Below are 22,695 nucleotides of genomic sequence, written 5' to 3' on the forward strand. Positions count from 1 at the left end.
CGGGAAGGAAGCATCGGCGATATCCGCCTGCGTCTGCGCGATGCAAGGCGCCAGCGCTGAAATCGGCACGCAGACATCGGTGCTCCAGAGCTTGGCATTCGGGCGCAAGGCCTGAACGGCATAGTGGGTGTCGTGCCGGGCCTTCCACAACCGGGCGCGGCTGTCGGCATCGGCCGCCGCGACGAAGCCGAGCGCGCCGAAATCCGCCGCCAGCGCCTCCACCGTCTCCGCCTGCTCGCAGACTCCGGCCTGCGAGCCGTGGAACTCGAAGAAAAGCGTCGGCGCCTCGTTCAGCGCCAGCTTGCTGTACAGGTTGACGGCCCGCACGGTCGTGTTGTCGAGCAGTTCGACACGAGCGACGGGAATGCCGCTCTGGATCACCGCGACCACGAGATCGACGGCGTTCGACACGGCGGGAAACGAACAGACCGCGGCGCTGATCGCCTCGGGAATGCCGTAGAGCCGCACCGTGACCTCAGTGATGATGGCCAATGTGCCTTCCGAGCCGACGAGCAGGCGGGTGAGGTCGTAGCCGGCCGAGGATTTGCGGGCGCGCCGCGTGGTGCGGATGATCTCGCCCTCCGCCGTGACGGCCGTCAGCGAGATCACGTTCTCGCGCATCGTGCCGTAGCGGACGGCATTGGTGCCGGAGGCGCGTGTCGCCGCCATGCCGCCGATGGTGCTCTCGCCGCCCGGATCGATCGGGAAGAACAGGCCGAGATCGCGCAGGTGGCTGTTGAGCTGCTGACGGGTCACGCCCGCCTGCACGGTCGCATCGAGATCCTCGGGACGGACGGAGAGCACCGCATTCATGCGGCTGAGATCGATGCAGACCCCGCCATGGATGGCGGTGACATGCCCCTCCAGCGAGGTGCCGGCGCCAAACGGAACGATCGGCATGCGATAGGCGGCGCAAAGCCTCACGATCGCGGCGACCTCCTCGGTGCTCTCTGCATAACAGACGGCATCGGGCGCCCGGCCGGCGTGATAGGATTCTCCGTGTCCGTGATGGGTGCGATCGGCCAGAGCCGTTGTGAAACGCCGCCCAAGAAGCGAGCCAAGCTCCGCGGACAGCGCAGATGGCAGAACGGCGGCGTCGATCGGCGATACCTCGGCTAGCATTCCCGTCCCTCTCAGCGCACTCGATGGGCGCCGTTATTGACAGGCTCGTAGCATGCGCATCATATCGCCGCAACAATTGTATACAGGACACGGGACACAAATAGGATGCGAGCGCTGCGACCGAGATTGAATGAGCCGGGTATCATCGTGGCCCCGGGCTGCCACGACGCGCTGGGCGCACGGATTCTTGAGCAGGCTGGATTCGAGGCCGTCTACATGACCGGAAACGGTCTTTCCGCCGCGATGCTGGGGGCGCCCGACCTCGGCCTCCTGACCTTGACCGAGATGGCCGGCCGCGCCCGCGCGATTGCGGCGAGCATCGCCGTTCCGCTGATCGCGGATGCCGATACCGGCTACGGCAACCTCAACAACGTCGCGCGCACCATCGCGGAATACGAGGCGGCCGGCGTTGCCGCGCTGCATCTCGAAGACCAGGTGACGCCGAAGAAATGCGGCGCGATGAGCGGACTCTCGCTGGTTTCGGCGGAGGAGCATGCCGAAAAGATCCGCCATGCCGTGAAGACGCGCCGGGACCCGGACATGCTGATCATCGGCCGCACCGATTCCCGCCTGGTGCTCGGGCTCGACGAGGCTATCGCGCGCGGCCAAGCCTATGCGAGGGCGGGGGCCGATCTTGTCCTGATCGAGATGCTGCAGAGCGAGGAGGAGATGCGCCGTGCCGTGCGCAGCATCGACGCGCCGATGATGTTCAATTCCGTCGACGGCCGCACGCCGGCCCTGGACGCCGCGACCTTCGAATCGATCGGATTCAAGCTCCTGGCCTTCCCCTTGTCGGCCACGCTGGCTTATGCTCGGCTGATGCAACGCTTCGCTTCGGACCTCAGAATGAACGGCTCGACGGCCGCTTGGGCCGACGAACTGATGCCGATCCACGAATATGAAAGCGTGCTCGACCTCGGCCGCTACGCCTGAGCGACGGAATGTATCCTGACCGACGTCCGACCAAGCCCCGCTCCAAGACTGGCGAACGCGCGCTGGGCTTGAAGGCGCTCGAACACCCGCGCTCGCTGGCGGAGATGGTCGAGCATCGGCTGCGCGATGCCATCGTCAATGCTGAGCTGGCCTTCGGCCATGCCCTGCCTGAAGATGAGACGGGGCTGGCGCTCGGCGTGAGCCGCACGCCGTTGCGCGCGGCGCTCGGGAGGCTGGCTGCGCTCGGCCTCGTGACCATCGTGCCCAATCGCGGCGCTTTCGTCTTCGATCCCTCGCTGGAGGACGTGAAGCAGCTCGCTGGTTTTCGCCTGATGCTCGAAACGGAAGCCGTCATGCTCTGTCTCGACGGCGCTGCCGTTGGGACCGCAGCCGAGCTCAGAGTGGCGCTGGCGAGAATGGAGCAGGCGCATCGAGACCAGGACGGCACCGCCTATGCCAGCAGTGACACCGATTTTCACGCCGCTTTTTTCCGCAACTGCGGCAATCTCTTCGTCGCCAACGCTTTCGCGACGATCTCCTGGCAGGTGGCGGCGCTGCGTGCGCATCTTTCGGTCGAGCGTTCTTGGGAGCGCGACACCTCCTATCTCGAACATCGCGAGATCGTCGAGGCATTCGCGCGGCAAGACCGCGACAAGCTTCGGATGATCTTGCGCGATCATATCCTGCGAGCCGCGAAGGCCTACGCCAACGTCATCGCGCAAGGCACCGGATCGGTCTGAGCCTTAGCCCTCGGCGATTGCGAAACCGGTCGGGGGGCAATCGACGCCGGTTATGAGTCACCGAATTATATTCTGAATGAATGTTCCCGCACGCCCGGCGCGATGTCCGCCGGCTGCAGCATCAAGGGCCCCTTCGGTCGGTCGGCCGCTTAGCCATCGCTGGGTTCCCGCTCGCTCGGTACCCCAATCTACAATGGAGCGAACTTCAGTTCGAGGTGACTAAGACCCGCCGGTTCGCGAGCGGTCAGGAATCCCCTTTTCCCGCAATGTTGCGGCAAGCATCGGGCTCGATATCGGGCACAGTCCAGCCCGACTTGAAGCTCACGCCATGCCGCAGCCGTCAGCGCTTTCCACCGCCGGCAAACCGGATGCGGGTGCCGCGTTCATGCGCGGGCATTGAGGCCTCGGCATGCGTATCCTTCTGGTCGAGGACGAACCCGAGATGGCCAGCGTCCTGCGCACAGCCCTCGGGCAGCGCGACATGGTCATCGACCATGTCGGCACGCTGGCCGAAGGCGAGGAAGCGATCACCACCGGCGTTCATGGCGCGGTACTGCTCGATCGCAATCTACCGGATGGTGACGGGCTCGACCTGCTTCCCCGCATACGCGTCCGGAAGCTCGCGGCACCCGTCATCATCCTGAGTGCGCGCGGCGATATCGAAGAGCGCGTCCAGGGGCTCGACACGGGCGCCGATGACTACCTGGCCAAGCCTTTCGTGATCGATGAACTTCTCGCGCGGATGCGGGCCGTGCTGCGTCGATCGCCCGAGCTGGCGCCGGACCTCCTGCGCCTCGGCCGTTTCGAGTTCGATTGGCGCAATCGCAGCGCAAGCGTGGGCGGAAGCACGCTCGATCTGCCACGGCGGGAGCTGCTGGTGCTGGAGAGCCTGCTGCGCCGCCACGGCCGCGCCGTCCAGCGCGCGACCTTGGAGGAAGCAGTCTACGGCTTCGACGACGAAATTCAGTCGAACGCACTCGACATGCATATCTCTCGCTTGCGCCGGCGGCTGAGCAATGCCGGGGCCGAGCTGGAAATTCACGGCATTCGCGGCATCGGCTATCTGTTGAAGCCGGGAGCATGACCCTTCCGGCATCGCCCGCCCATTCGCTGAAGTGGCGGCTGATCCGCCGGCTTCTCGCGCTGCAGGCTGCGCTGCTGTCGTTGCTGGTCGTGTCGATCATCGCCGCGCTTTATCTCGGTGGCCATCTCCTCAACTTCGAATCCGAAGACGTTACGATCGACGCGTTGAAGACCGCCGTGCTGCGCGACGCCAATGGCGGCTTGGCGGTGCGCGAAACGCCGGAGCTGATCAAGCTGCGCATGACGGTGCCGGACCTTTGGTACGTCGTACGCGACCGGCTGGGGCATCAGCTGATCGAGGGATCTCCACCGCCGCATTTCGCTCGCATCGGCGCCGCACTGGACGGGATCGGCAATGCGCGCTTGGGCTGGAATTTGGGAGACCCGCCGCGTGCGAATGCCCGGATGCGCTGGGTCGGGAGCGCGGCTGGCGAGATCCAGGTCGTGACCGGTCCCGGAGGCGAGGCGCCGCTCCGCTGGCTGGTCGAGGGTGTGCTCGTCGTCTTTGCAAGTTTCGTGTTGCCGACACTTCTCGTCATGGCTCTGGCGACCTTGATCGCGACGCCCGTGGTGGTGAGCCGGGCGTTAGGCGGGCTCGGTGCCGTCGCTGCGGAGGCGGAACGGATCGACATCGACAGCCAAGGTACCCGTCTCCCGACAGTGCTGATGCCGAGGGAGGTCACGCCGCTTGTCGATGCGGTCAATCGCGCCTTGCAACGACTGGACGAGGGGCATTCCCGGCGGAAGCGCTTCCTCGCCGACGCCGCTCATGAGTTGAGGACGCCGATCGCGATCCTGCAGACCCGGATCGAGACGTTGCCGGGCTCGGCCGAGCGCGTCCGGCTGCTTGAGGATGTCGCCCGGCTCGCCGTGATGGCTGAGCAACTGCTCGACCTGCAGCGGTTGGAACACGCCCCCAACGCCTTCGTCAGGCTCGATCTCGTCGCGATCGGCCGACGCGCCGCCATCGATCTCGCGCCGCTCGCCATCAACGCCGGCTACGAGCTCGCCTTCGAGACCAAAACCGAACGGGTTGAGGTCATCGGAGACGCAGCAGGGCTGGAGCGGGCGCTCGTCAATCTCGTGCAGAACGCCATCCAGCATGGCGGCCGGCGCGGCACGATCACCATCGCGATCGGGAGCGAGCGGATCATCGAGGTGATCGACGAAGGCCCCGGCATCGCAGCCCAACAGCGTGAGCGGATGTTCGAGCCCTTTTCCCGCGTCGCCCATCAGGATCGGGGCGCTGGCCTGGGGCTTCATCTCGTGCGGGAAATCGTACAGCTGCATGGCGGCGCCATCGCCATCCTGGATCGGCCGCGCGGTGCTTGTTTCCGCCTGAGCCTGCCGAAACCGGGCTGAACGCTTCGGGCCGCCGGCGGGCATAATGCTGAGATAATCAAGCAAAGCGAGATTTCCCGCGGCCCGGCGTTGCAGCAAGAGAAGACCACGGGCGTGGAGATGGCGCCCGCATGGTTCTCAAGCCGCCAAGCCAGCCGAGTGCCGGCTGCTGGAAGAAGGCTCGGAAGGTTCTGGAGGCAGTCGCACTGTCCATCGGCCTGTCAGCTTGCGCCAGCCCCTCCAATCCCCCTTCGAACCTGCCCTTGACGGATATCACCGCGTCGGCTCGCCCGGGCTCACCGAGCGCGCGCCCGGGGGCCACTGCGGTCATGCTGGCTCTCTCGGGCGGAGGAAGCCGTTCTGCCGCCTTTGGATACGGGGTTCTGTCGGCGCTTGCCGAACAGCAAGTCCCCGGGGAAGCCGGCCGGACGCTCGCAGACGATATCGCGGTGGTCGCAGGCGTTTCGGGCGGCGGCCTGCTGGCTGCCTATCTCGCCTTGTATGGCCCGGCGGGCATACCCGCTTTCAAGCGCGATTATCTGGACCAGGATCCCGAAGCGTCGCTGCGGACCGCCTTCACGCCGGACAATCTGCTGCGCGGCTATCGCGGGGGCGTCAATGACCTCACCGGCTTGGCGGACTGGCTCGATGCTCACCTCTACCATGGCGCAACGCTCGGCGACCTCGATGGTATGGGAGGACCGCGCCTCCTGTTGCACGCGACGGATCTCTACAATCGCGCGCCCTTCTCCTTCGATCGCGAGGGCTTCCGCACGATCTGCAGCGACTACACCCGCTTTCCCCTCTCTCATGCCGTGGCGGCGTCGGCAGCCGTGCCGGTCTTGTTCGCGCCGGTCGTGCTGGAAAACTTCAACCCGGTCTGTCCGCTGGCTCAGGGCGCCCCTGCGACGCCAGCGACGAGCTCCGCGGTCCTGGCCCATCTTCAGGAAACGCAAGCTCGTTACGCGACGGCCCCTGACCTGCGCTATCTCAAGCTGCTCGACGGCGGCCTGGTCGACAATCTGGCCACCCGAAACCTCATGAGATCGATGCGTGGCCCGGCGCCGGCGCCGCTGCCGGTGGCGACCGCGCGCGAAATCCGACGCATCATCGTGATCGTCGCCGACGCCTCGCAGCGTATCGGCGGCGACATGTCGACGACCCCGGACGGCCCGGGAGCGCTGGCCGCCATCACGGCTTCGATCGATGCGATGATCGACAACTCAAGCCGGGACAGCCTCGACAGGCTGGAGGAGGAGACCAGGCGCTGGCGGGAACGCCTGATCCGCTGGCGTTGCGATGCCCCGAAAACACGCGATTGCGACAAGCTTGAGATCGCGTTCGTCAAGCTGTCCCTGGCCGACATCCGCACGCCCGACGCGAGGGCCCGCATTCTCCAGCTCCACAACAAGCTCTCGCTTAAGCCCGACGATGTCGACTTCCTCTCCGGCCTTGGGCGCCGCCTTCTCGTCGCTAGCCTCCGGCAGCATCGGATCATCGCGGCGCGGTGATCCGCTTCGTCGTCGACCGCAGGACCCTCCCGCTCAATCTCCACGGCCTGATGGGACCGGAGCTGGCCAGCGGGGTCTACCCGTCCCGCGACCTGCTGGCGGCGTGGCGGGGCGGGTGCGCGGAGGCCCATCCGGCCGATCGTCATCAACGATCACGGCATCCCGGACTGGACCCGGGCGGGCGAGATCCGAACGGCCAAGGTCCCTTTCAGGCCCCCGGACGCCGAGGCGCAAATCGCCGCGGTTCGCCAGGGGATCGGACTGAGCAGGCTGCCGTGCTTCGTCGGCGACTCCGAACACCAGCTGACCCGAGCACCAGGCATCCTGCCGCAGCGGAACGGCGTGCTCCGGCTCCTCACCCATGGCGAGCCGGTCGTCGCGTGGGAACTCAGGGGCGAGCACAACATCGCGTCATGTAGAATGTCCAGTTTATGGAGCGCAGCCAAGTTCCGCAGTTGGCGCGTTCGGTCAGGATCAATCGCTACTTGAAGCTCGAAGAGTGGCCAGAGAGCCAAATGACGTCTTGTTGCGAAATGAGTCATGTCTGACGGCGCGATCGGCTGAGCGATCGGTCGATACCCCACCGAATTTCGCTGCGAAGGCCTCGCCGTCATCAGGGCGGCCGAGCAAAAAGCCTTGGCCGATTAGACAGCCCATGCCCTTCAACAGCGCTCGCTGAGCTTCCGTCTCGACGCCCTCCGCCACGACGGTGAGCCCAAGGGCGCGGCCCAAGTCAATGATCGCACGAACGATGACGGCCTTCGAAGGGCTGGCAGGCAGGCCTGCGACGAAGTTCCGGTCGATCTTGATCTCCGTGACGGGAAAGGCCTCAAGCGAACGGAGGTTTGAATAGCCGGTCCCGAAATCATCGACGGAGAGACCGACACCGAGATTCCGCAGCCGGCGGAAAGCTTCCAGCACGCCGGGCGTGTCATTGAGAAACATGCTTTCGGTGATTTCGAGTGTCAGCAAGCCCGGCCGGACACCGGACTGTCGTAAAACACGGTCGACAACGTCGGCCATGTCGCGATGCAAAAACTCGGTCGCGGACACATTCACGGAAAAGCGCAGCGGTTCATCCCGGCGTTCGTTGATCCTGCGCGCAAAGGCGGCGACGGCGACAAGACCACGTTCGCCGAGGTCGAGCAACACGCCGCTGCGCTCCGCCGCTTCGATGAAACGGCCCGGCGGGACGATGCCAAACAGGGGGTGATTCCACCTTATCAAGGCTTCCGCACCTACGCATTGGCCCGTCGCGAGATCGATCTGGGGCTGAAAGTGATGGATGAACTCATCCTTTGCGAGAGAGGCTCTCAACTCGCGGGTCATCTGGACACGATTGCGCGCTTCCTCTTCATCGGCACGCTGAAACCGGCGAGGTCCGCTCAGCGGAGCCGACTTCGCCGCATGCAGCGCAGCACCGGCATTGCGGATCAGGGAGATCAGGTTGCCGCGAGGGTCGCCAAGCGCATAGCCGATGGCGAAGCGCAGACAGACATTCGCTCCTGGGATGACGAAATCGGGAGCGAGGGCGGCGCAAACCTCTGCCACGACCGGTGGCCCGCTTGCCTCATCCGTCAGTTCGAAGGCCAGGGCAAACTCGTTTGCCCCGATCCGGGCGACCAGAACAGCCCCAGTCCCGCGCAGTCGGCGGCCGGTTTCCATCAGCAATGCGTCCCCGACATCATAGCCGTACCCGGCGTTGATGTCGTGGAAGCCGATGATGTCGCACTTCACGAACAGCACGGGGCCGGCCCATGTCGCGAAGTGCCTTTCCACGCTGACGATGAACGACTGGCGGTTGAGGCAACCGGTCGCAACGTCGAGGTTTGCAGCGCGATCGAGGGCAATCTCTGTCTGTCGCGTCGCCGAAACATCGCGAAGAATACCAAGGTAGAGGAGTTCGCCGCCAACCGTGAAAGGTCTGAGGCTCAGATGGTTCCAGAAGACCGACCCGTCTTTCCGATGATTGCGGAGTGTGACGTCCACCGGTTCGGCAGCCCTGATGGCCTCTCCGATGCGGCCAATTTCCGGTTGATGGCGCTCATTGCCCTGGAGGTACCGGCAATCCTTCCCGAGCACCTCATGCCGTGCGTATCCCGTCAGCCGTTCGAAGGCCCTGTTGATGTAGAGAAGCGGTCCGCTCCCCCCAGTAATCCGCGCGATCGCCACACCATCGGAGAATTCCTCGACGAGCGGCGGAAGAATTGAGCGGAGCAATGCGTCCGAGCTGAGGTCACCTTTGCCAGCACAGGGCGCCGGCGCGAACCTCACGAACTCCAACGGCTTCAGTCCCTTGAAATCCTTCATACCCAAGCAATGGCGCGGTTCCCGGTTGCTGGGCAATCGGCGGGCACGGCGGTTTCGAGACAACCGTCAGCCGATTTCGGACATAGTCGGCCTCGAGCCGTCTCCAGAGGTCCGGAACCGATCGCGGTAGTCGGAGGGCGTCGCGCCGAAATGCGCGAGAAAGGCGCGGCGCATCGCCCGAGCCGAGCCGAAACCGCATTTCGCGGCGATCGAATCGATCGATAGCCGGCTGCCTTCGAGCAGAAAGCGCGCAACATCGATGCGTGTCAGATCGACATACTCGGCCGGCGAAATTCCCACTTCCTGGGTAAAGACCCGCGTGAAGTTCCGGGGGCTCATCGCCGCTATGTTTGCCAGGGTGTTGATGGACAGATCGGCATCCGGGTGGCTCAGAATGTACTGCTGGATCTTGTAAAGACGGTTGCGGTCGACGCCTTGCGCAGCCAAATGCATGCTGAATTGAGACTGATCCCCCGGCCTCTTCAGGAACACGACCAGGCGGCGGGCGACAAAAAGCGCAACGTCCCGGCCGAGATCCTCTTCGACCAGCGAAAGGCCGAGATCGATCGCCGCGCTCGATCCGGCTGAGGTGACCATGGGGCCATCCCGGATGAAGACCCGGTCTCCGTCCACCTTTGCTTCTGGAAAGCGCTGGGCGAGGAGAGGCGCATACTGCCAGTGCGTCGCCACATGGCGGCCGCTGAGAAGTCCGGCGTCACCAAGCAGGAACGCTCCCGTGCAGACCGAGCCGTAACGTCGCGTCTGCGGGGCTGCGCGTGAAAGCCAGTCGATCACGCCCTTGCCGGGCGCATGGGGTATGCCCACGCTTCCAGCCACAAGAAGGGTGTCGGGATCCTTCGGACACACGAGGTAGTCCGAGTCCGGCAAAACTCTCAGTCCCGACCCGCAGCGGAGCGGGCGGTTTTCTTCCGCGACGAGACCGACCTCGTAGAAACCTTCGGCAACCCGCGCGTTCGCTTCGGCGAACACGTCCATCAGGCCGGCTAGTTCCAGCGAGTGAACATCGGAGGGCGCGAAGATGATGACCCGCACGCGGATGGTCCTCGTGAAGCGCTAAGCCGAATATGCCGGTAGGCCCGCACGCAGCAGACAGTCGGTCCATGGCGGCTTCGGGCGCATCCGGGCATGGCGCCGGCCGTCCTCGGCTAAGCGCGGCTGCTCGAGAAAATCAGAGGGAGACCCCGCGTTCGCCCCTCGCGTACGAAGTAGATCGTCCTCTTGCCGTCATGCTGCCATCCTCTCAGGAATTGGCGCTTTCGGCAAACTTGAAGTGGCTAAAGCCGAACATCCAATGCCTGGTTGGAGGCGCAGTCTCAAGGTCACAGCTGTCCAAGCATAGACCGTCTTTGCGACAGGCTTCTTTTCCGCTTTCCAACCTTCAAGCAGTTGATCGAGCGGAACTGGAGACGTGCCGTTCGCTGCGTCGGGCTTGAGCCTTTCGCTTCCTGGCGTAGCCGCGACCTCGGCAAGGTGCTGTCCGAAAAATTACCCTTGGCTCATTCAGCCAAGACCAAGGTCGCTCTCGGCAACGCGGCTCTTGATTTGCCTGAGCTCTCTGGAAATCAACCCCTCAGGGGAATGCTGGCGGACAGGGCGGGATTCGAACCCGCGATACGGTTTCCCGTATACACACTTTCCAGGCGTGCGCCTTCAACCACTCGGCCACCTGTCCGGCGCGCTGCTTATGACCGCCGGCCCATCATCTTTCAAGGGCCGAGATGCCGTATTTTGCACAATCCCGATAAATCGCACGCAATCGGTTGCGATCCGCCGCCGGCATGGGCACATCTGGTCGCCGGAGCGGTTGCGCCGGGCGTGCGGCCGGCGGCGCGGCGCCGAGGCTTGCGACGGGGAGCGGATGGTGAGGTTTCTTCTCCGGTTGATCGGTTACCTGTCCGTCGCGGCCGGCTTCGTCGCCCTCGTGATCGACGGAGCGCGCTCGATCGCCAATGCGGGGCTGCGCTTCACGCCTGTCAGCGAGGTGCTGATCGCCATCATTCAGGAGCGCTACCAGCAGATTCAACCCGCGATCGAGCGCAATATCCACCCCTGGCTCTGGGATCCGCTGTTGCTGACGGTGCTGCGCGCGCCGGTGGCGGCCGCGGCGCTCCTCCTCGGTTTCGCGCTGCTTTGGCTCGGCCGGCGCCCGCAAGCCGCCATCGGCATCGTCACGCGTCGGTGATGACGCCCCTGCGCTCGTGCCCCTGTGAGAATGGGCTCGGCAGGCTTACATAGGCGTCGAGCCCGAACGAAACGGAGCCAATGATGTTCTCCCTGCGCAAGAAGACTGAAATTCCGACTGCCGCCGAGGCGCTGCCCGGCCGTACCGCCGCAATTCCGACCGCCGAGACCCATTTCGTCAATGGCCGCGCCTTGGCCGGCCCCTATCCCGCGGGAACCCGCAAGGCCGTCTTCGGTCTCGGCTGCTTCTGGGGCGCCGAACGTAAGTTCTGGCAGAGCGGCGAGGGCATTTGGGTCACGGCAGTCGGCTATGCCGGCGGCTCCACGCCCAATCCGACCTATGAAGAGGTCTGCAGCGGCTTGACCGGCCACACCGAAGTCGTCCTCGTCGTCTTCGATCCCGCCAAGATCGCCTATGACGACCTGCTGAAGATCTTCTGGGAGAATCACGACCCCACCCAGGGCATGCGGCAGGGCGGCGATATCGGCACGCAGTATCGTTCGGCGATCTACACTTACGATGCCGAGCAGCAGGACGCGGCCGAGCGTTCGCGCGCCGAATACGGCAAGGCGCTCGCTGCCGGCGGCTACGGTCCGATCACGACCGAGATTCGCGAGGCGCCGACGCTCTATTTCGCCGAGGACTACCACCAGCAATACCTGGCGAAGAATCCGGGCGGCTATTGTGGGCTCGGCGGCACCGGCGTCGCCTGCCAGATCGGCCTCGGCGTCGAGGCCTGACGCAAAAGGGGAGGCGTGGCCTCCCCTTTTTTTTTGGCTTGTTGAGTTCCCGATATGTTCTTGCGTTGTCATTGAAGCTTCGCTAGCTTTCCCGAGGGATAGGGGAGCGGGGCCGACATGGTGGCGCGGGTCGCGACGGTGGCGTTCGAGGGCATCGAGGCGCGCGCCGTCGACGTTCAGGTCCAGATCGCGCCGGGCGGCGTCGCCTTCGTGCTGGTCGGCCTCCCCGACAAGGCGGTCGCCGAAAGCCGCGAGCGGGTGCGCGCCGCGCTGCTTGCCTCGGGTCTCGCCCTTCCGGCCAAGCGTGTCACCGTCAACCTCGCTCCAGCCGACCTGCCCAAGGAAGGCAGCCATTACGATCTGCCGATCGCGCTTGCCGTGATGGCGGCCATCGGGGCGATTCCCGCCGATGCCCTCTCCGGCTACGCCGTCCTCGGCGAACTCGCGCTCGACGGCTCGATCGCGCCGGTCGCGGGCGTCCTGCCCGCGGCGATCGCGGCCTATGCGAAAGGGCAGGGGTTGATCTGCCCGGCCGCCTCCGGGCCGGAAGCGGCCTGGGCAGCCGCCGATATCGACATCCTGGCGCCACGCTCGCTGATCCAGCTCGCCAATCATTTCAAGGGCACGCAGGTCATGTCCCGGCCCGAGCCGGCAGTGGCGCGTCAGGCCGGTCCGCTGCCGGACCTTGCCGACGTCAAGGGCCAGGAAAGCGCGAGGCGCGTGCTCGAGATCGCCGCAGCCGGTGGGCACAATCTCCTGATGAACGGGCCGCCAGGCGCCGGCAAGTCGATGCTGGCGAGCCGTCTGCCTTCGATCCTGCCGCCGCTCTCGCCGCGCGAGCTCCTAGAAGTCTCGATGGTCTTGTCCGTCGCCGGCCAGCTCGCCGAGGGCGCCCTGACCGATCGGCGGCCCTTCCGCGCGCCGCATCATTCGGCCTCGATGGCCGCGCTCGTCGGCGGCGGCTTGCAGGCCCGGCCGGGCGAGGTCTCGCTCGCCCATCACGGGGTGCTCTTCCTCGACGAATTGCCGGAATTCCAGCCGCAGGCGCTCGATGCCTTGCGCCAGCCGATGGAGACCGGCGACGTCCTGATCTCTCGCGCCAATCACCGCGCCGTCTATCCCGCGCGCTTCCAGCTCGTCGCCGCGATGAATCCCTGCCGTTGCGGCCGGGCGACCGAGCCCGGCTTCGCCTGCCGCCGCCAGCCCAATGAGCGCTGCATGGCGCAGTACCAGGCGCGCGTCTCCGGCCCGCTGCTCGACCGCATCGACATCGCGATCGACGTGCCCGCGGTCACGGCGGCGGACCTGATCCGGCCTTCTACGGGCGAGAGTTCCGCGATCGTCGCGGCGCGCGTCGCCGCGGCCCGCCGCATCCAGGCGGCGCGTTTCGAAGGCCTTGGACTCGGTCATGTCATGACCAATGCCGCCTGCCCGGTCACGGTGATTGAGGAGGTCGCACGGCCCGACAATGCCGGGCTCGCGCTCCTGCGCGACGCGGCCGAGGCTTTGCGCCTGACCGCGCGCGCCTATCATCGCGTGTTGAAGGTCGCCCGCACCCTTGCCGATCTCGATGGCGAAGCGAAGGTCGGCCGGCGCCATCTCGCCGAAGCCCTGTCCTATCGGGCGCGCGGGGAGGACCTCGTCCAGGCCGCCTGAAGGCCCGGAACCCGTCGGAAAATCAGAGCCCTCATCCTGAGGAGCCTCGCGAGCGGCGTCTCGAAGGATGCTTCAGATGTCTTGCGAGCCTCCTGAAACATCGTTCGAGACGCATTCTTATAAGAACGGCTCCTCAGTATGAGGGCCCAAGTAGCCATCGCGCCATCCGCAGGGTTAACCGATCCTCCGCTCCGATCGGTCGAATTCGCGGCTTTCCCAGGCGGCTTTTTCAAGGCGGTCTGCGTAGATCGAAGGGCATGGCTTCTTCGATCTGGTCATGGCTCGCTCTTGCCTTCGCGGCTCTGCTTCTCCCGGCGGGAGGCGCTGTCCTGTGGCTGCTGCGTCAACGCAGCGGCCTTCGCCGGCAGGTGGCGTCGCTCGCTCAGGATGTCGAAGGGCTCAATGACCGGCTCTGGACGCTCGCCGACAGCGAGGAGCGTTATCGCAGTCTGATCGAGGCACAGGGCGATCTGATCGTCCGGCGCGACGGCGTGCGGATCGTCTATGCCAACCGGGCCTATGCCGCCTTGTTCGGCGCCGGGGAGCAGGATCTCGTTGGCAGCGAGATGCTGCTGCCGCAATTGGCCAGCCGCCCGCTCGTGCTGCTGGAAGGCGGTGCCCGCAGTTTCGACGAATGCCTTGCGACCTACGAGGGCGAGCGCTGGATCTCCTGGGTTGAGACCGCCGTGCCCGGCCCGGACGGACGCACGCTGATCCAGCGCGTCGGGCGCGACATCTCGGCGCGCATCGCCGGCGAGGATGCGCTGGTCGAGGCGCGCGCCAAGGCCGAAGCCGCCAACGAGGCGAAGTCGCGCTTCCTGGCGACGGTCAGCCATGAATTCCGCACCCCGCTCAACGGAATCCTCGGCATGGCCGATCTCCTGACCGATACCGGCCCCGATGCCGAGCAGGCGACCTATGTAGCGGCCTTGCGCACCTCCGGCGAGGCCTTGCTGGCGCTGGTCGATGATATCCTCGACTTCGCCAAGGTCGAAGCCGGCAAGCTGGAACTGGTCGCCGAGCCCTTCGACATGGTCCTGCTCGTCGAGACCGTGGCCGAATTGATGGCGCCACGCGCCCAGGCGAAGGGAATCGAGCTCGCAGCCCATATCGCGCCCGATCTGCCGGCAAGATTCGTCGGCGATCGCGATCGGCTGCGTCAGATCCTGCTGAACCTCGTCGGAAATGCCGTGAAGTTCACGGAGGCAGGCGGCGTCGGCCTGAGCCTGACCCGCGCAGGAGACCGCCTCGAGATCACCGTCGCGGATACCGGGCCGGGCATCCCGGCCGATCGGCTCGAAACCATCTTCGGAGAGTTCGAGCAGCTCGACCACGGCGCTGCTGTGGGGCAGGCCGGTACGGGGCTCGGTCTCGCGATCGTCCGCCGGCTCGCACGCCTGATGGGCGGCGAGGTCCATGCCGAAAGTCGGCTCGGCGAGGGCGCGACCTTCCGCGTTTCGTTGCCGCTCGTCGCGGCGTTCGACGCGCCGGAGCCGCGGATTCCGCACTGGCGGCAGCATCATGTCCTGCTGGTTTCGCCGGCGCCTTTCGCGGCCCGCTTCCTGGCCGAGACGATCCGTACGACGGGAGCCACCGTCTCCATCGCCGGCACTGTCGAGGCCGCACGCGCGAAACTGGATGCCCAAAGCAGCATCACGGCCGTGCTGGTCGACCATGCGCTCGGCGATGCGCCGGCAAAGGAGCTTGCGGAAGCCGCCGCGGCAGCCGGCATTCGCGATTGCCTGATCCTGCTCTCGCCTCAGGCACGGCGCCAGTTCGGGTCGCCCCGGGAGGCGGGTTTCTCCGGTTTCCTGATCAAGCCGGTGCGGACGCGCTCGCTCTACGAACGCCTCGGCAATGAGCTTCAGCCCGGGCGATCGGCCGCTGGCGGGCCTGGCGCGCTCGCGGCGACACGGGTTCGTCAGCCCGGCACCGGCTTGACGGTGCTCGTCGCCGAGGACAATGAAATCAACGCCCTGCTCGCCACGCGCACGCTGGAACGCTTCGGCTGCACGGCGATCTGGGCGCGCGACGGGCGCGAGGCCTTGCGGCGGGTCGAGGCCAGTTTCGCCGGGGCTGCCCCGCCGCTGGCCCTCGCCTTGCTCGATGTCCGCATGCCCGTGATGACGGGGCTCGATTGCGCCCGCGCCATCCGCTCGCTCGAGAAGCGCCTGGGTCGCGCCGCGACATTGCCGCTGGTCGCGGTTACGGCGAATGTCTCCGCTGCCGACAGGGCGGCCGCTTTCGCCGCCGGCATGGATGATTGCTTGGCGAAACCATTGGAGCGCGAGGCCCTGCTGCGCTGGCTGGAGCGCCTGTCGCGGGGCTCCGCCGGCAGCCTCACGGCTTGACGATCGTCATCGCTCCGACGCAGTTTCGTCGCGAAGTTGTAAGATCAGCGGAGCAAGCCTACCTCATGCCGGTAGCCGGCAGGAGATGAGAGAAGCGATGGCATTGCACGTTTCTGGAAGTAAGAACGCGCTGCCCAGTCGATTTTCAGCCGGCAATCCGTTCTCGCGCTTCGCCCCGTTGATGTTGATGAAGGGTGGAGCCATGCGCCGGTTGGGCGCCGAGATCGATGAAACGCCGCCGCTGTCGGGCACGCTCGGCCGGATCGGCTCGCTCGAAGTGCGGTTGGCGCGCGGTCCGCGCGAGATCTGGCGGGCACAGCGCCTGCGCTATCGGGTCTTCTACCAGGAAATGTCGGCCAAGCCCGATGTGATCTCGCGGATGTTCCGCCGCGATGCCGATCGCTTCGACAAGGCCTGCGACCACCTCCTCGTCATCGATCACGCGGCGCGCGGACGTTTCGGCGGCATCAAGCCCAAGGTGGTCGGCACCTATCGCCTGATGCGTCAGAGCGCGGCCGAGCGCCTCGGCGGCTTCTATACCCAGAGCGAATTCGATCTCGGCCCGATGCTGGCGCGCCATCCCGGCGGCCGTTTTCTCGAACTGGGCCGCTCCTGCGTGCTGAAGCCCTATCGCACCAAGCGGACGGTCGAATTGCTTTGGTCGGGCATCTGGGCCTATCTCCAGCATCACCGCATCGACGCGATGTTCGGCTGCGCATCCTTCGACGGCATCGATCCCGATGCACTCGCGCTGCCCTTGAGCTTCCTGCATCATCAGGCCCGCTCGGAAGGCGATTGGGCCGCGACGGCCCATGCCGATCAGTTCGTCGGCATGGATCGCCTGCCGTCGGAAATGGTCGATGCCAAGCTCGCCCTCAAGCAATTGCCGCCTCTGATCAAGGGCTACCTGCGCATCGGCGCCCGCTTCGGCACGGGCGCCGTGATCGACCGCCAGTTCGGCACCACCGACGTGCTGGTCGTCCTCCCGGTCTCGGCCATCGACAAGCGTTATACCGATTATTATGGCGGCGAAGGTCCGCGTCGCGCCGCCTGACTATTCGCCGGCTGCTGCCAAGTCCCGGAGCGCCTCTCGATAGGTTGGATAGCGGAAGGCATAGCCGAATTCCCGCTTCACCAGAGCGTTCGAGACGCGCTTGCTCTCGCCGTAGAAGCTTGCCGCCATCGGCGAGAGCTTGGCCTGTTCGAACGGGACTTCGGGCGGGGGCGTCAGGCCGGTCAATTCCGCGGCCAAGGTGATGACGTCCTGCGGCGGGGCGGGCTCGTCATCGGTGACGTTGTAGATCGCGCCCTGCCGCGGCTGCGCCAGCGAGGCCATCAAGACGCCAGCGATATCGTCGACATGGATGCGGTTGAAGACTTGGCCGGGCTTGACCAGCCGGTTCGCCGTGCCTGCGCGCAGCTTGGTGATGGCGTTGCGGCCGGGCCCATAGATGCCCGAGAGGCGGAAGATCTGCACGGGCTTGCCGCTGTCGAGACCGAGCTGCAGCCAGGCCTCCTCGATTTCGACGCGCTGGCGGGTGCGGGCATTGGTCGGCGCCGGCGGCATGGCCTCATCGATCCAGGCGCCGCCCTGGTCGCCATAGACGCCGATCGTCGAGAGATACCCGATCCAGCGCAGATTCGGAGCCCCCATCAGCGCGGCGCGTAAAGGCCCGAGAGCCGGGTCGCCATCCTCCGCCGGCTGCACCGAGACCAACACGGCATCGGCCTCCGCCACGGCCTTGGCGAGCGCCGATGAGACCGCGAAGCCGCCGAAGACCAGCGTCCGGATGCCCTCGCGGCTGAGTTCGGCCGCCTTCTCGGCGGAGCGGACGGTGCCCGTCACCTCCCAGCCCCGCGCCAGCGCGGCGCGCGCGAAGAACCCGGCCGAATAGCCGAGGCCGAGGATCAGGATGTTCATGCGGCGTCTTCCGTCTGGGGCGCTAGCGCGTGCCATTCGGCGCGCACCTGCGGATCGGTTTCGTCTCGGAGCCCTGCGCTGGCAAGCCCTCTCGCGCGCTCGGCGTCGAGCCTGCCCAGCGTCCAGACCGCCATGGCACGGACGAGCGGCGAAGGATCGGCGAGATGGGCCAGGGCGCTGTCGATGAGTTCCGGCCGACCACTATTGCCGATCGCGATCAGCACGTTGCGCAGGAAGCGGTCGCGCCCGGTGCGCTTCACCGGCGTGCCCGCGAAGAGCGTGCGGAAGGCGGCATCGTCGAGGCGGGCCAGCGCGGCGAGGTCGAGCCCGTCCAGCTCGTCCTTGAGCGCGAGCCGCGTTTCCTGGGCAGCCGCGGCGAACTTGTTCCACGGGCAGACGGCGAGGCAATCGTCGCAGCCGAAGACGCGATTGCCGATGCCGGGCCGAAGGCTCGCATCGATATGGCCCTGGTGCTCGATCGTGAGATAGGCGATGCAGCGGCGCGCATCGAGCTGGTAGGGCGCCGGGAACGCGTCGGTCGGGCAGATGTCGAGGCAGCGCCGGCAGGAGCCGCAATGATCGCGCTCCGGAGGGTCGGCCGGCAGCTCCGCCGTGGTGTAGATCGCCCCTAACAGCAGCCAGGAGCCATGCTCGCGCGAGACCAGAACGGTGTGCTTGCCTTGCCAGCCGAGCCCGGCCGCCTGCGCCAACGGCTTCTCCATGACGGGGGCGGTATCGACGAAGACCTTGACGTCGGCACCGCCGCGCGCCGCGAGCAGGCCCGCGACGCTCTTCAGCTTGCCCTTGATGACGTCGTGATAGTCGCGCCGGCGCGCATAGAGCGAGATCGCCGCCTTATCGGGCTGGGCGAGCATGGCGAGCGGATCGCCCTCGCCGGCATAGTTCATGCCGAGCATGACGACGGAGCGGACCTCGCTCCAGAGCTGACGCGGATCGGCGCGCTGATCGCGGCGCTCCGCCATCCAGCCCATCTCGCCCTGGTAGCCATTGGCGAGCCAGGCTTCGAGCCGCTGCGGTGCCTCGGGGATGGCATCGGCCGAGGCCACGCGCATCACGGCGAAGCCTTCGGCGAGTGCGCGTTCGGCGACGGCGCGCTTGAGCTTGTCGGCGTTCAAAAATCCAGATTGTCGTAATGGGCGCTCGGAGCCATGCCCGGCACGCGGTCGCTCAGCAGCGGCCGGAAGCTCGGTCTCGACTTGATCCTCGCATACCATGCGCGAGCCGCCTCATCCTCGTCCCAGGGCACGTCGCCGAGATAGTCGACGCAGGAGAGATGCGCCGCCGCCGCGAGATCGGCATAGCTCAGCTCGGGGCCCGCGAGCCAGTTCCTCTTGGCCAGCAGCCAGGAGATGTAGCGCAGATGATAGCGCACATTGGCGCGCGCCGCGCGGATCGCGCTCATCTCCGGCGGCCCGCCGCCCTCGTCGCGGCTCATGAAGCGCTTCATCACCTTCTCCAGCACGAGCGGGCCGGTGATCTCCTCATGGAACTTGATGTTGAACCAGTCGAGCAGCCGGCGCACCTCGACGCGCTCGCCCGGGCCTTCCGGCAGCAGGCGGCGGTCGCCGAGCGCCAGGCCCCGCGTCTCGTCCAGATATTCCGCGATCGGCCCGGCGCCGGGGACGGCGAGACCGTTCTGCTCCTGGAAGACAGGCGTGGTTCCCGCGGTGTTGAGCTCGATGAACTCCCGCCGGCGCTCCCAGACGCGTTCCTCGACCAGTTCGGCCTCCATGCCGAACTCGCTGAGCGCGAGGCGGATGAAACGCGAATGCGGGCATAGCGGATAATGATAAAGGGTCGCCATGGCACTCATGAAGACTGTGAAGCAGGCAAAATGCGACGGAAGCAGGGCTGCCGGGCTTGCAGCGACCCGATAGGCGACGGCGGCTTGCTATAATCATGCCGGAAAAACGCCACAACCCGCCATGATGGCGATCTCGGCAATTTGCGGATGCTGCTTCGCGAAGTGGTAACCAATTTGCAAAGAGCTGGGCGTAAGCCGACGGACGGTCGGCGCGGGCTGATACCCGGGTCGCCTGATTCGCGCGAGGAAAGCCTTCCATGCAGAACCTTATCGAAGCCTTCGTCCTCGGCATCGTCGAGGGCCTCACCGAGTTCCTGCCGGTGTCCTCGACAGGACATCTCCTGCTGCTCGGCCATTTCCTCGGCTTCGAATCCAACGGCAAGACCTTCGAGGTGCTGGTCCAGCTCGGCGCGATCCTGGCGATCACGCTGGTCTATTTCCGCCGCCTGCTCGATATCGCCCTGCGCATCCCGAGCGACCCCTCGGCCCGCCGCTTCGTCATCGGCGTGCTCATCGCCTTCCTGCCGGCGGCGGTGATCGGCGCCTTGCTGCATGGCTTCATCAAGAGTGTGCTGTTCAACCCCTTCATCGTCTGCTGCACGCTGATCGCCGGCGGCCTGATCCTGCTCGTCGTCGACGAGCTGGAATTGCAGGAGAAGCACACGGACGCCACCACCTTCCCGCTGCCGATGTATTTCAAGATCGGCCTGATTCAGTGCCTGGCCATGGTGCCCGGCGTCTCGCGCTCGGGTTCGACCATCGTCGGCGCCATGCTGCTCGGCGCCAGCAAGCGCGCCGCGGCCGAGTTCTCCTTCTTCCTGGCGATGCCGACCATGGCCGGCGCCTTCGCCTATGACCTCCTGAAGAGCTACAAGTTCCTGACCTTCGACGACGGCATCCTGATCGTCGTCGGCTTCGTCGCCGCGTTCTTCTCGGCGCTGGTCGTGGTGCGCAGCTTCCTCGATTTCGTCTCGAAGCGCGGCTTTGCGCCCTTCGCCTGGTGGCGGATCATCGTCGGCATGGTCGGGCTCGCCGGCCTCTGGATCGTCGGCTGAGTCGTCAACCGGTCCCAGCCGTCCTGCTCGGGCCTGACCCGAGCATCTCGGAAACCAGCACCTTCTGGTCTGAGATTCTCGGGTCTTCGCTGCTTTTCGCCCGAGAATGACGCTGCGATACAGCGGCCTCTCCTCAGGCCGGCCGCGCCGGGTCGTTGAGCGAGTCGGCCAGCGTCGGCGTCCGGCTCGCCGCAAACTGCGGCAGCGAGGCCGTCTGCCGCTCGATCATGCGGTGGACCACCGGCGGGTTCGGGCCGCTATGTAGTGCGCGGACCTGCTCGCCGATCTCGGCATCGGCCTGGGTGACGCGCTGGTTCTGCCGGACATATTCGACCCAGGTCGGGCTGTCATAGCGCTCGATCCAGAGCGTCGGGTCGGTCAGGTCGCGCAGCAGCGTCCAGTGCCGGGCGCCGTCGCGGCGCCGGATGCGCCGGCGCTCCGCCATCACGGTCAGGAAGGCGACGACGTCCTCGGGCTTGATGATGTATTCGATGGTGACGATGACCGGGCCGGAACGCGGCTCGATATCGACGGCGACCTTGGGCTCGCGCCAGCGGCTGAGCGGGTCGAGATTGAGTTCCTCCAGCGGCGGCAGCCGGTAGCGCAGGCCCATCACCGCGCCGGCGAGCAGAACCGTCGCCGACATCAGCAGCGCCTTCTCGACGCCGAAATGCTGGGCCGAGCGGCCCCAGGCCCAGCTCCCGATCGCCATGCCGCCGAAGGTCGCCATCTGGTACATCGCCAGCGCCCGGCCGACGACCCAGCGCGGGGCCGAGAGCTGCACCGTCGCATTGAAGGTCGAGAGCGCCAGAACCCAGCAGGCGCCGCAGACGCACAGGCCCGCCATCGCCAGCCAGATCGTCTTGCTGAAGGCGATCAGTATGACGCCGCAGGCATAGGCGATGAAGGTCGAGCGCACGAGCGCTTCCGTGCTCATGGCCCGGCGCAGGCGCGCGCTCATGAAGGCGCCTCCAACGGCGCCGGCTCCGAACGCGCCGAGCAGCACGCCATAGGTGAGCGGGCCGCCGCGCACGAGATCGCGCGCGATGAGCGGCAGCAGGGCGAGGCCGACGATCGCGCCGAAGCCGTAGACGAAGGCGCGCAGCGTGACGGTGCGGATATTCGGGGACATCGCGACATAGCGGATGCCAGCGCCCATCGCGACGAACAGCGTCTCGCGCGGCAGCAGGCGCTCGACCTTGGGCGGCGACCAGCGCGCCAGCACGATCAGCAGCGGGATATAGCTGAAGGCGTTGATGATGAAGGCGGCGACTGCGCCGGCCGCCGCGACGATCGCGCCGCCGATCGCCGGGCCGACGCTGCGGGCGATGTTGAAGGCGACGCTGTTCAGCGTCACCGCCGCCGGCACGTCGCGGCGCGGGACCATGTCGCCGACCGAGGACTGCCAGGCCGGATTGTTGAGCGCCGTGCCGCAGCCGATCAGGAAGGTGAAGGTCAGGAGCAGCCAGGGCGTGATCAGCCCGAACCAGGCGAAGATCGCGAGCCCGATCGAGACCGTCAGCATGAAGGCCTGCGCGATCAGCAAAATCCGGCGCCGGTCGTAATTGTCGGCGATGGCGCCGGCCGCGAGCGAGAACAGCATCACCGGCAATGTGGTCGAGGCCTGGACCAGGGCCACCAGCTCGGCCGAGGGCGAGATCGAGGCCATCATCCAGGAGGCGCCGACCGATTGGACGAGCCCGCCGAAATTCGAGACGAGGCTGGCGAACCAGACGGCACGGAAGATCGGCTGCTGCAGCGGGACGAAGGGGGAGACCCGGGTCTGCGAGGGCTTGATGCCCTCCGAAGCGAGCTCGGCTTCTACGACATCGGCCGTGGGCTGGGCGTGCTGGTCGTCAGGCATGTCATAGGGTTAGAGCATGAGTGCTGGAGGGGGAAACCCT

18 protein-coding genes, 1 tRNA gene and 1 pseudogene are annotated in these 22,695 nt (G+C 66.3%); 12 read left to right on the top strand and 8 right to left on the bottom strand.

The annotated features are described in order from the left end of the window. Positions 1-1,122: FAD-binding oxidoreductase (locus JHD80_RS19050; protein ID WP_199090652.1), on the bottom strand; the 1,122-nt coding region annotated here is incomplete at its 3' end. 105 nt (positions 1,123-1,227) lie between these two features. Between JHD80_RS19050 and JHD80_RS19055 the strand changes: the two genes are divergently transcribed. The 6 genes and pseudogenes from JHD80_RS19055 to JHD80_RS28810 all read left to right on the top strand — a co-directional run. Next, entirely contained in the window at positions 1,228-2,055 is an 828-nt protein-coding gene (locus JHD80_RS19055; protein WP_199090654.1) for an isocitrate lyase/PEP mutase family protein, read from the top strand. Between the two features lie 8 nt (positions 2,056-2,063). After that, positions 2,064-2,795, top strand: a complete 732-nt coding sequence (locus tag JHD80_RS19060; RefSeq protein ID WP_199090656.1) for a GntR family transcriptional regulator — start codon at positions 2,064-2,066, stop codon at positions 2,793-2,795. A gap of 409 nt (positions 2,796-3,204) precedes the next feature. Further along, positions 3,205-3,879: a response regulator transcription factor gene (locus JHD80_RS19065; RefSeq protein WP_199090658.1), complete on the top strand. Its 675-nt coding sequence runs from the start codon at positions 3,205-3,207 to the stop codon at positions 3,877-3,879. A gap of 176 nt (positions 3,880-4,055) precedes the next feature. Continuing rightward, on the top strand, positions 4,056-5,240 hold the full coding sequence (locus tag JHD80_RS19070; RefSeq protein WP_349237304.1) for a sensor histidine kinase: 1,185 nt from the start codon (positions 4,056-4,058) through the stop codon (positions 5,238-5,240). A 110-nt stretch (positions 5,241-5,350) separates the two neighbouring features. Continuing rightward, entirely contained in the window at positions 5,351-6,730 is a 1,380-nt protein-coding gene (locus JHD80_RS19075) for a patatin-like phospholipase family protein (protein ID WP_199090661.1), read from the top strand. Continuing rightward, positions 6,730-7,099 (top strand): annotated as a pseudogene (locus JHD80_RS28810) (LysR family transcriptional regulator); the annotation flags it as partial. The gene JHD80_RS19075 and the pseudogene JHD80_RS28810, both read left to right, overlap by 1 nt. Positions 7,100-7,204: 105 nt before the next feature. On the opposite strand, the gene JHD80_RS19080 reads toward JHD80_RS28810, so the two are convergent. The 3 genes from JHD80_RS19080 to JHD80_RS19090 all read right to left on the bottom strand — a co-directional run bounded on the left by JHD80_RS19080 (position 7,205) and on the right by JHD80_RS19090 (position 10,733). Next, positions 7,205-9,040 carry a putative bifunctional diguanylate cyclase/phosphodiesterase gene (locus JHD80_RS19080; RefSeq protein ID WP_199090663.1) on the bottom strand — a complete coding sequence of 612 codons (1,836 nt, stop codon included), beginning with the start codon at positions 9,038-9,040 and terminating at the stop codon, positions 7,205-7,207. Between the two features lie 66 nt (positions 9,041-9,106). Further along, positions 9,107-10,093 (bottom strand): helix-turn-helix domain-containing protein, encoded by a 987-nt coding sequence (locus JHD80_RS29315; protein WP_199090665.1) that lies wholly within the window; start codon positions 10,091-10,093, stop codon positions 9,107-9,109. Positions 10,094-10,643: 550 nt separating this feature from the next. Next, positions 10,644-10,733: transfer RNA gene (locus JHD80_RS19090), tRNA-Ser, on the bottom strand. Between the two features lie 12 nt (positions 10,734-10,745). Between JHD80_RS19090 and JHD80_RS19095 the strand changes: the two genes are divergently transcribed. The 5 genes from JHD80_RS19095 (at position 10,746) to olsB (ending at position 17,044) form a co-directional block, all read left to right on the top strand. After that, positions 10,746-11,243 (top strand): hypothetical protein, encoded by a 498-nt coding sequence (locus tag JHD80_RS19095; protein ID WP_248311650.1) that lies wholly within the window; start codon positions 10,746-10,748, stop codon positions 11,241-11,243. Positions 11,244-11,326: 83 nt separating this feature from the next. After that, positions 11,327-11,983, top strand: coding sequence for a peptide-methionine (S)-S-oxide reductase MsrA (gene msrA / locus JHD80_RS19100; protein ID WP_199090666.1), 657 nt, complete (start codon positions 11,327-11,329; stop codon positions 11,981-11,983). A gap of 117 nt (positions 11,984-12,100) precedes the next feature. Further along, on the top strand, positions 12,101-13,639 hold the full coding sequence (locus tag JHD80_RS19105; protein WP_199090669.1) for a YifB family Mg chelatase-like AAA ATPase: 1,539 nt from the start codon (positions 12,101-12,103) through the stop codon (positions 13,637-13,639). A 257-nt stretch (positions 13,640-13,896) separates the two neighbouring features. Further along, positions 13,897-15,990, top strand: a complete 2,094-nt coding sequence (locus JHD80_RS19110; RefSeq protein WP_199090671.1) for a hybrid sensor histidine kinase/response regulator — start codon at positions 13,897-13,899, stop codon at positions 15,988-15,990. Between the two features lie 181 nt (positions 15,991-16,171). Then, a complete protein-coding gene (gene olsB / locus JHD80_RS19115; protein ID WP_465246535.1) occupies positions 16,172-17,044 on the top strand; it encodes a l-ornithine N(alpha)-acyltransferase in 873 nt (290 codons plus the stop codon). Here olsB and JHD80_RS19120 read toward each other — a convergent pair whose 3' ends face one another. The 3 genes from JHD80_RS19120 to JHD80_RS19130 are packed head-to-tail and all read right to left on the bottom strand — an operon-like array spanning position 17,045 to position 19,736. Then, complete coding sequence (locus JHD80_RS19120) at positions 17,045-17,911, bottom strand: SDR family oxidoreductase (protein ID WP_199090675.1); 867 nt, start codon at positions 17,909-17,911, stop codon at positions 17,045-17,047. It lies immediately after the preceding gene. Continuing rightward, positions 17,908-19,047 carry a tRNA epoxyqueuosine(34) reductase QueG gene (gene queG / locus JHD80_RS19125; protein WP_282568409.1) on the bottom strand — a complete coding sequence of 380 codons (1,140 nt, stop codon included), beginning with the start codon at positions 19,045-19,047 and terminating at the stop codon, positions 17,908-17,910. The genes JHD80_RS19120 and queG overlap by 4 nt, the downstream gene beginning before the upstream one ends. Continuing rightward, positions 19,044-19,736, bottom strand: a complete 693-nt coding sequence (locus JHD80_RS19130; protein ID WP_199090679.1) for a glutathione S-transferase family protein — start codon at positions 19,734-19,736, stop codon at positions 19,044-19,046. The genes queG and JHD80_RS19130 overlap by 4 nt, the downstream gene beginning before the upstream one ends. A gap of 257 nt (positions 19,737-19,993) precedes the next feature. Between JHD80_RS19130 and JHD80_RS19135 the strand changes: the two genes are divergently transcribed. After that, entirely contained in the window at positions 19,994-20,791 is a 798-nt protein-coding gene (locus JHD80_RS19135) for an undecaprenyl-diphosphate phosphatase (RefSeq protein ID WP_199090681.1), read from the top strand. Between the two features lie 133 nt (positions 20,792-20,924). On the opposite strand, the gene JHD80_RS19140 is transcribed toward JHD80_RS19135, so the two are convergent. Next, positions 20,925-22,655, bottom strand: a complete 1,731-nt coding sequence (locus JHD80_RS19140; RefSeq protein WP_199090683.1) for an MFS transporter — start codon at positions 22,653-22,655, stop codon at positions 20,925-20,927. Between the last annotated feature and the right edge of the window lie 40 nt (positions 22,656-22,695).

The sequence above is a fragment of the Allobosea sp. ASV33 genome, from assembly GCF_016428755.1.
Lineage (GTDB): Bacteria > Pseudomonadota > Alphaproteobacteria > Rhizobiales > Beijerinckiaceae > Allobosea.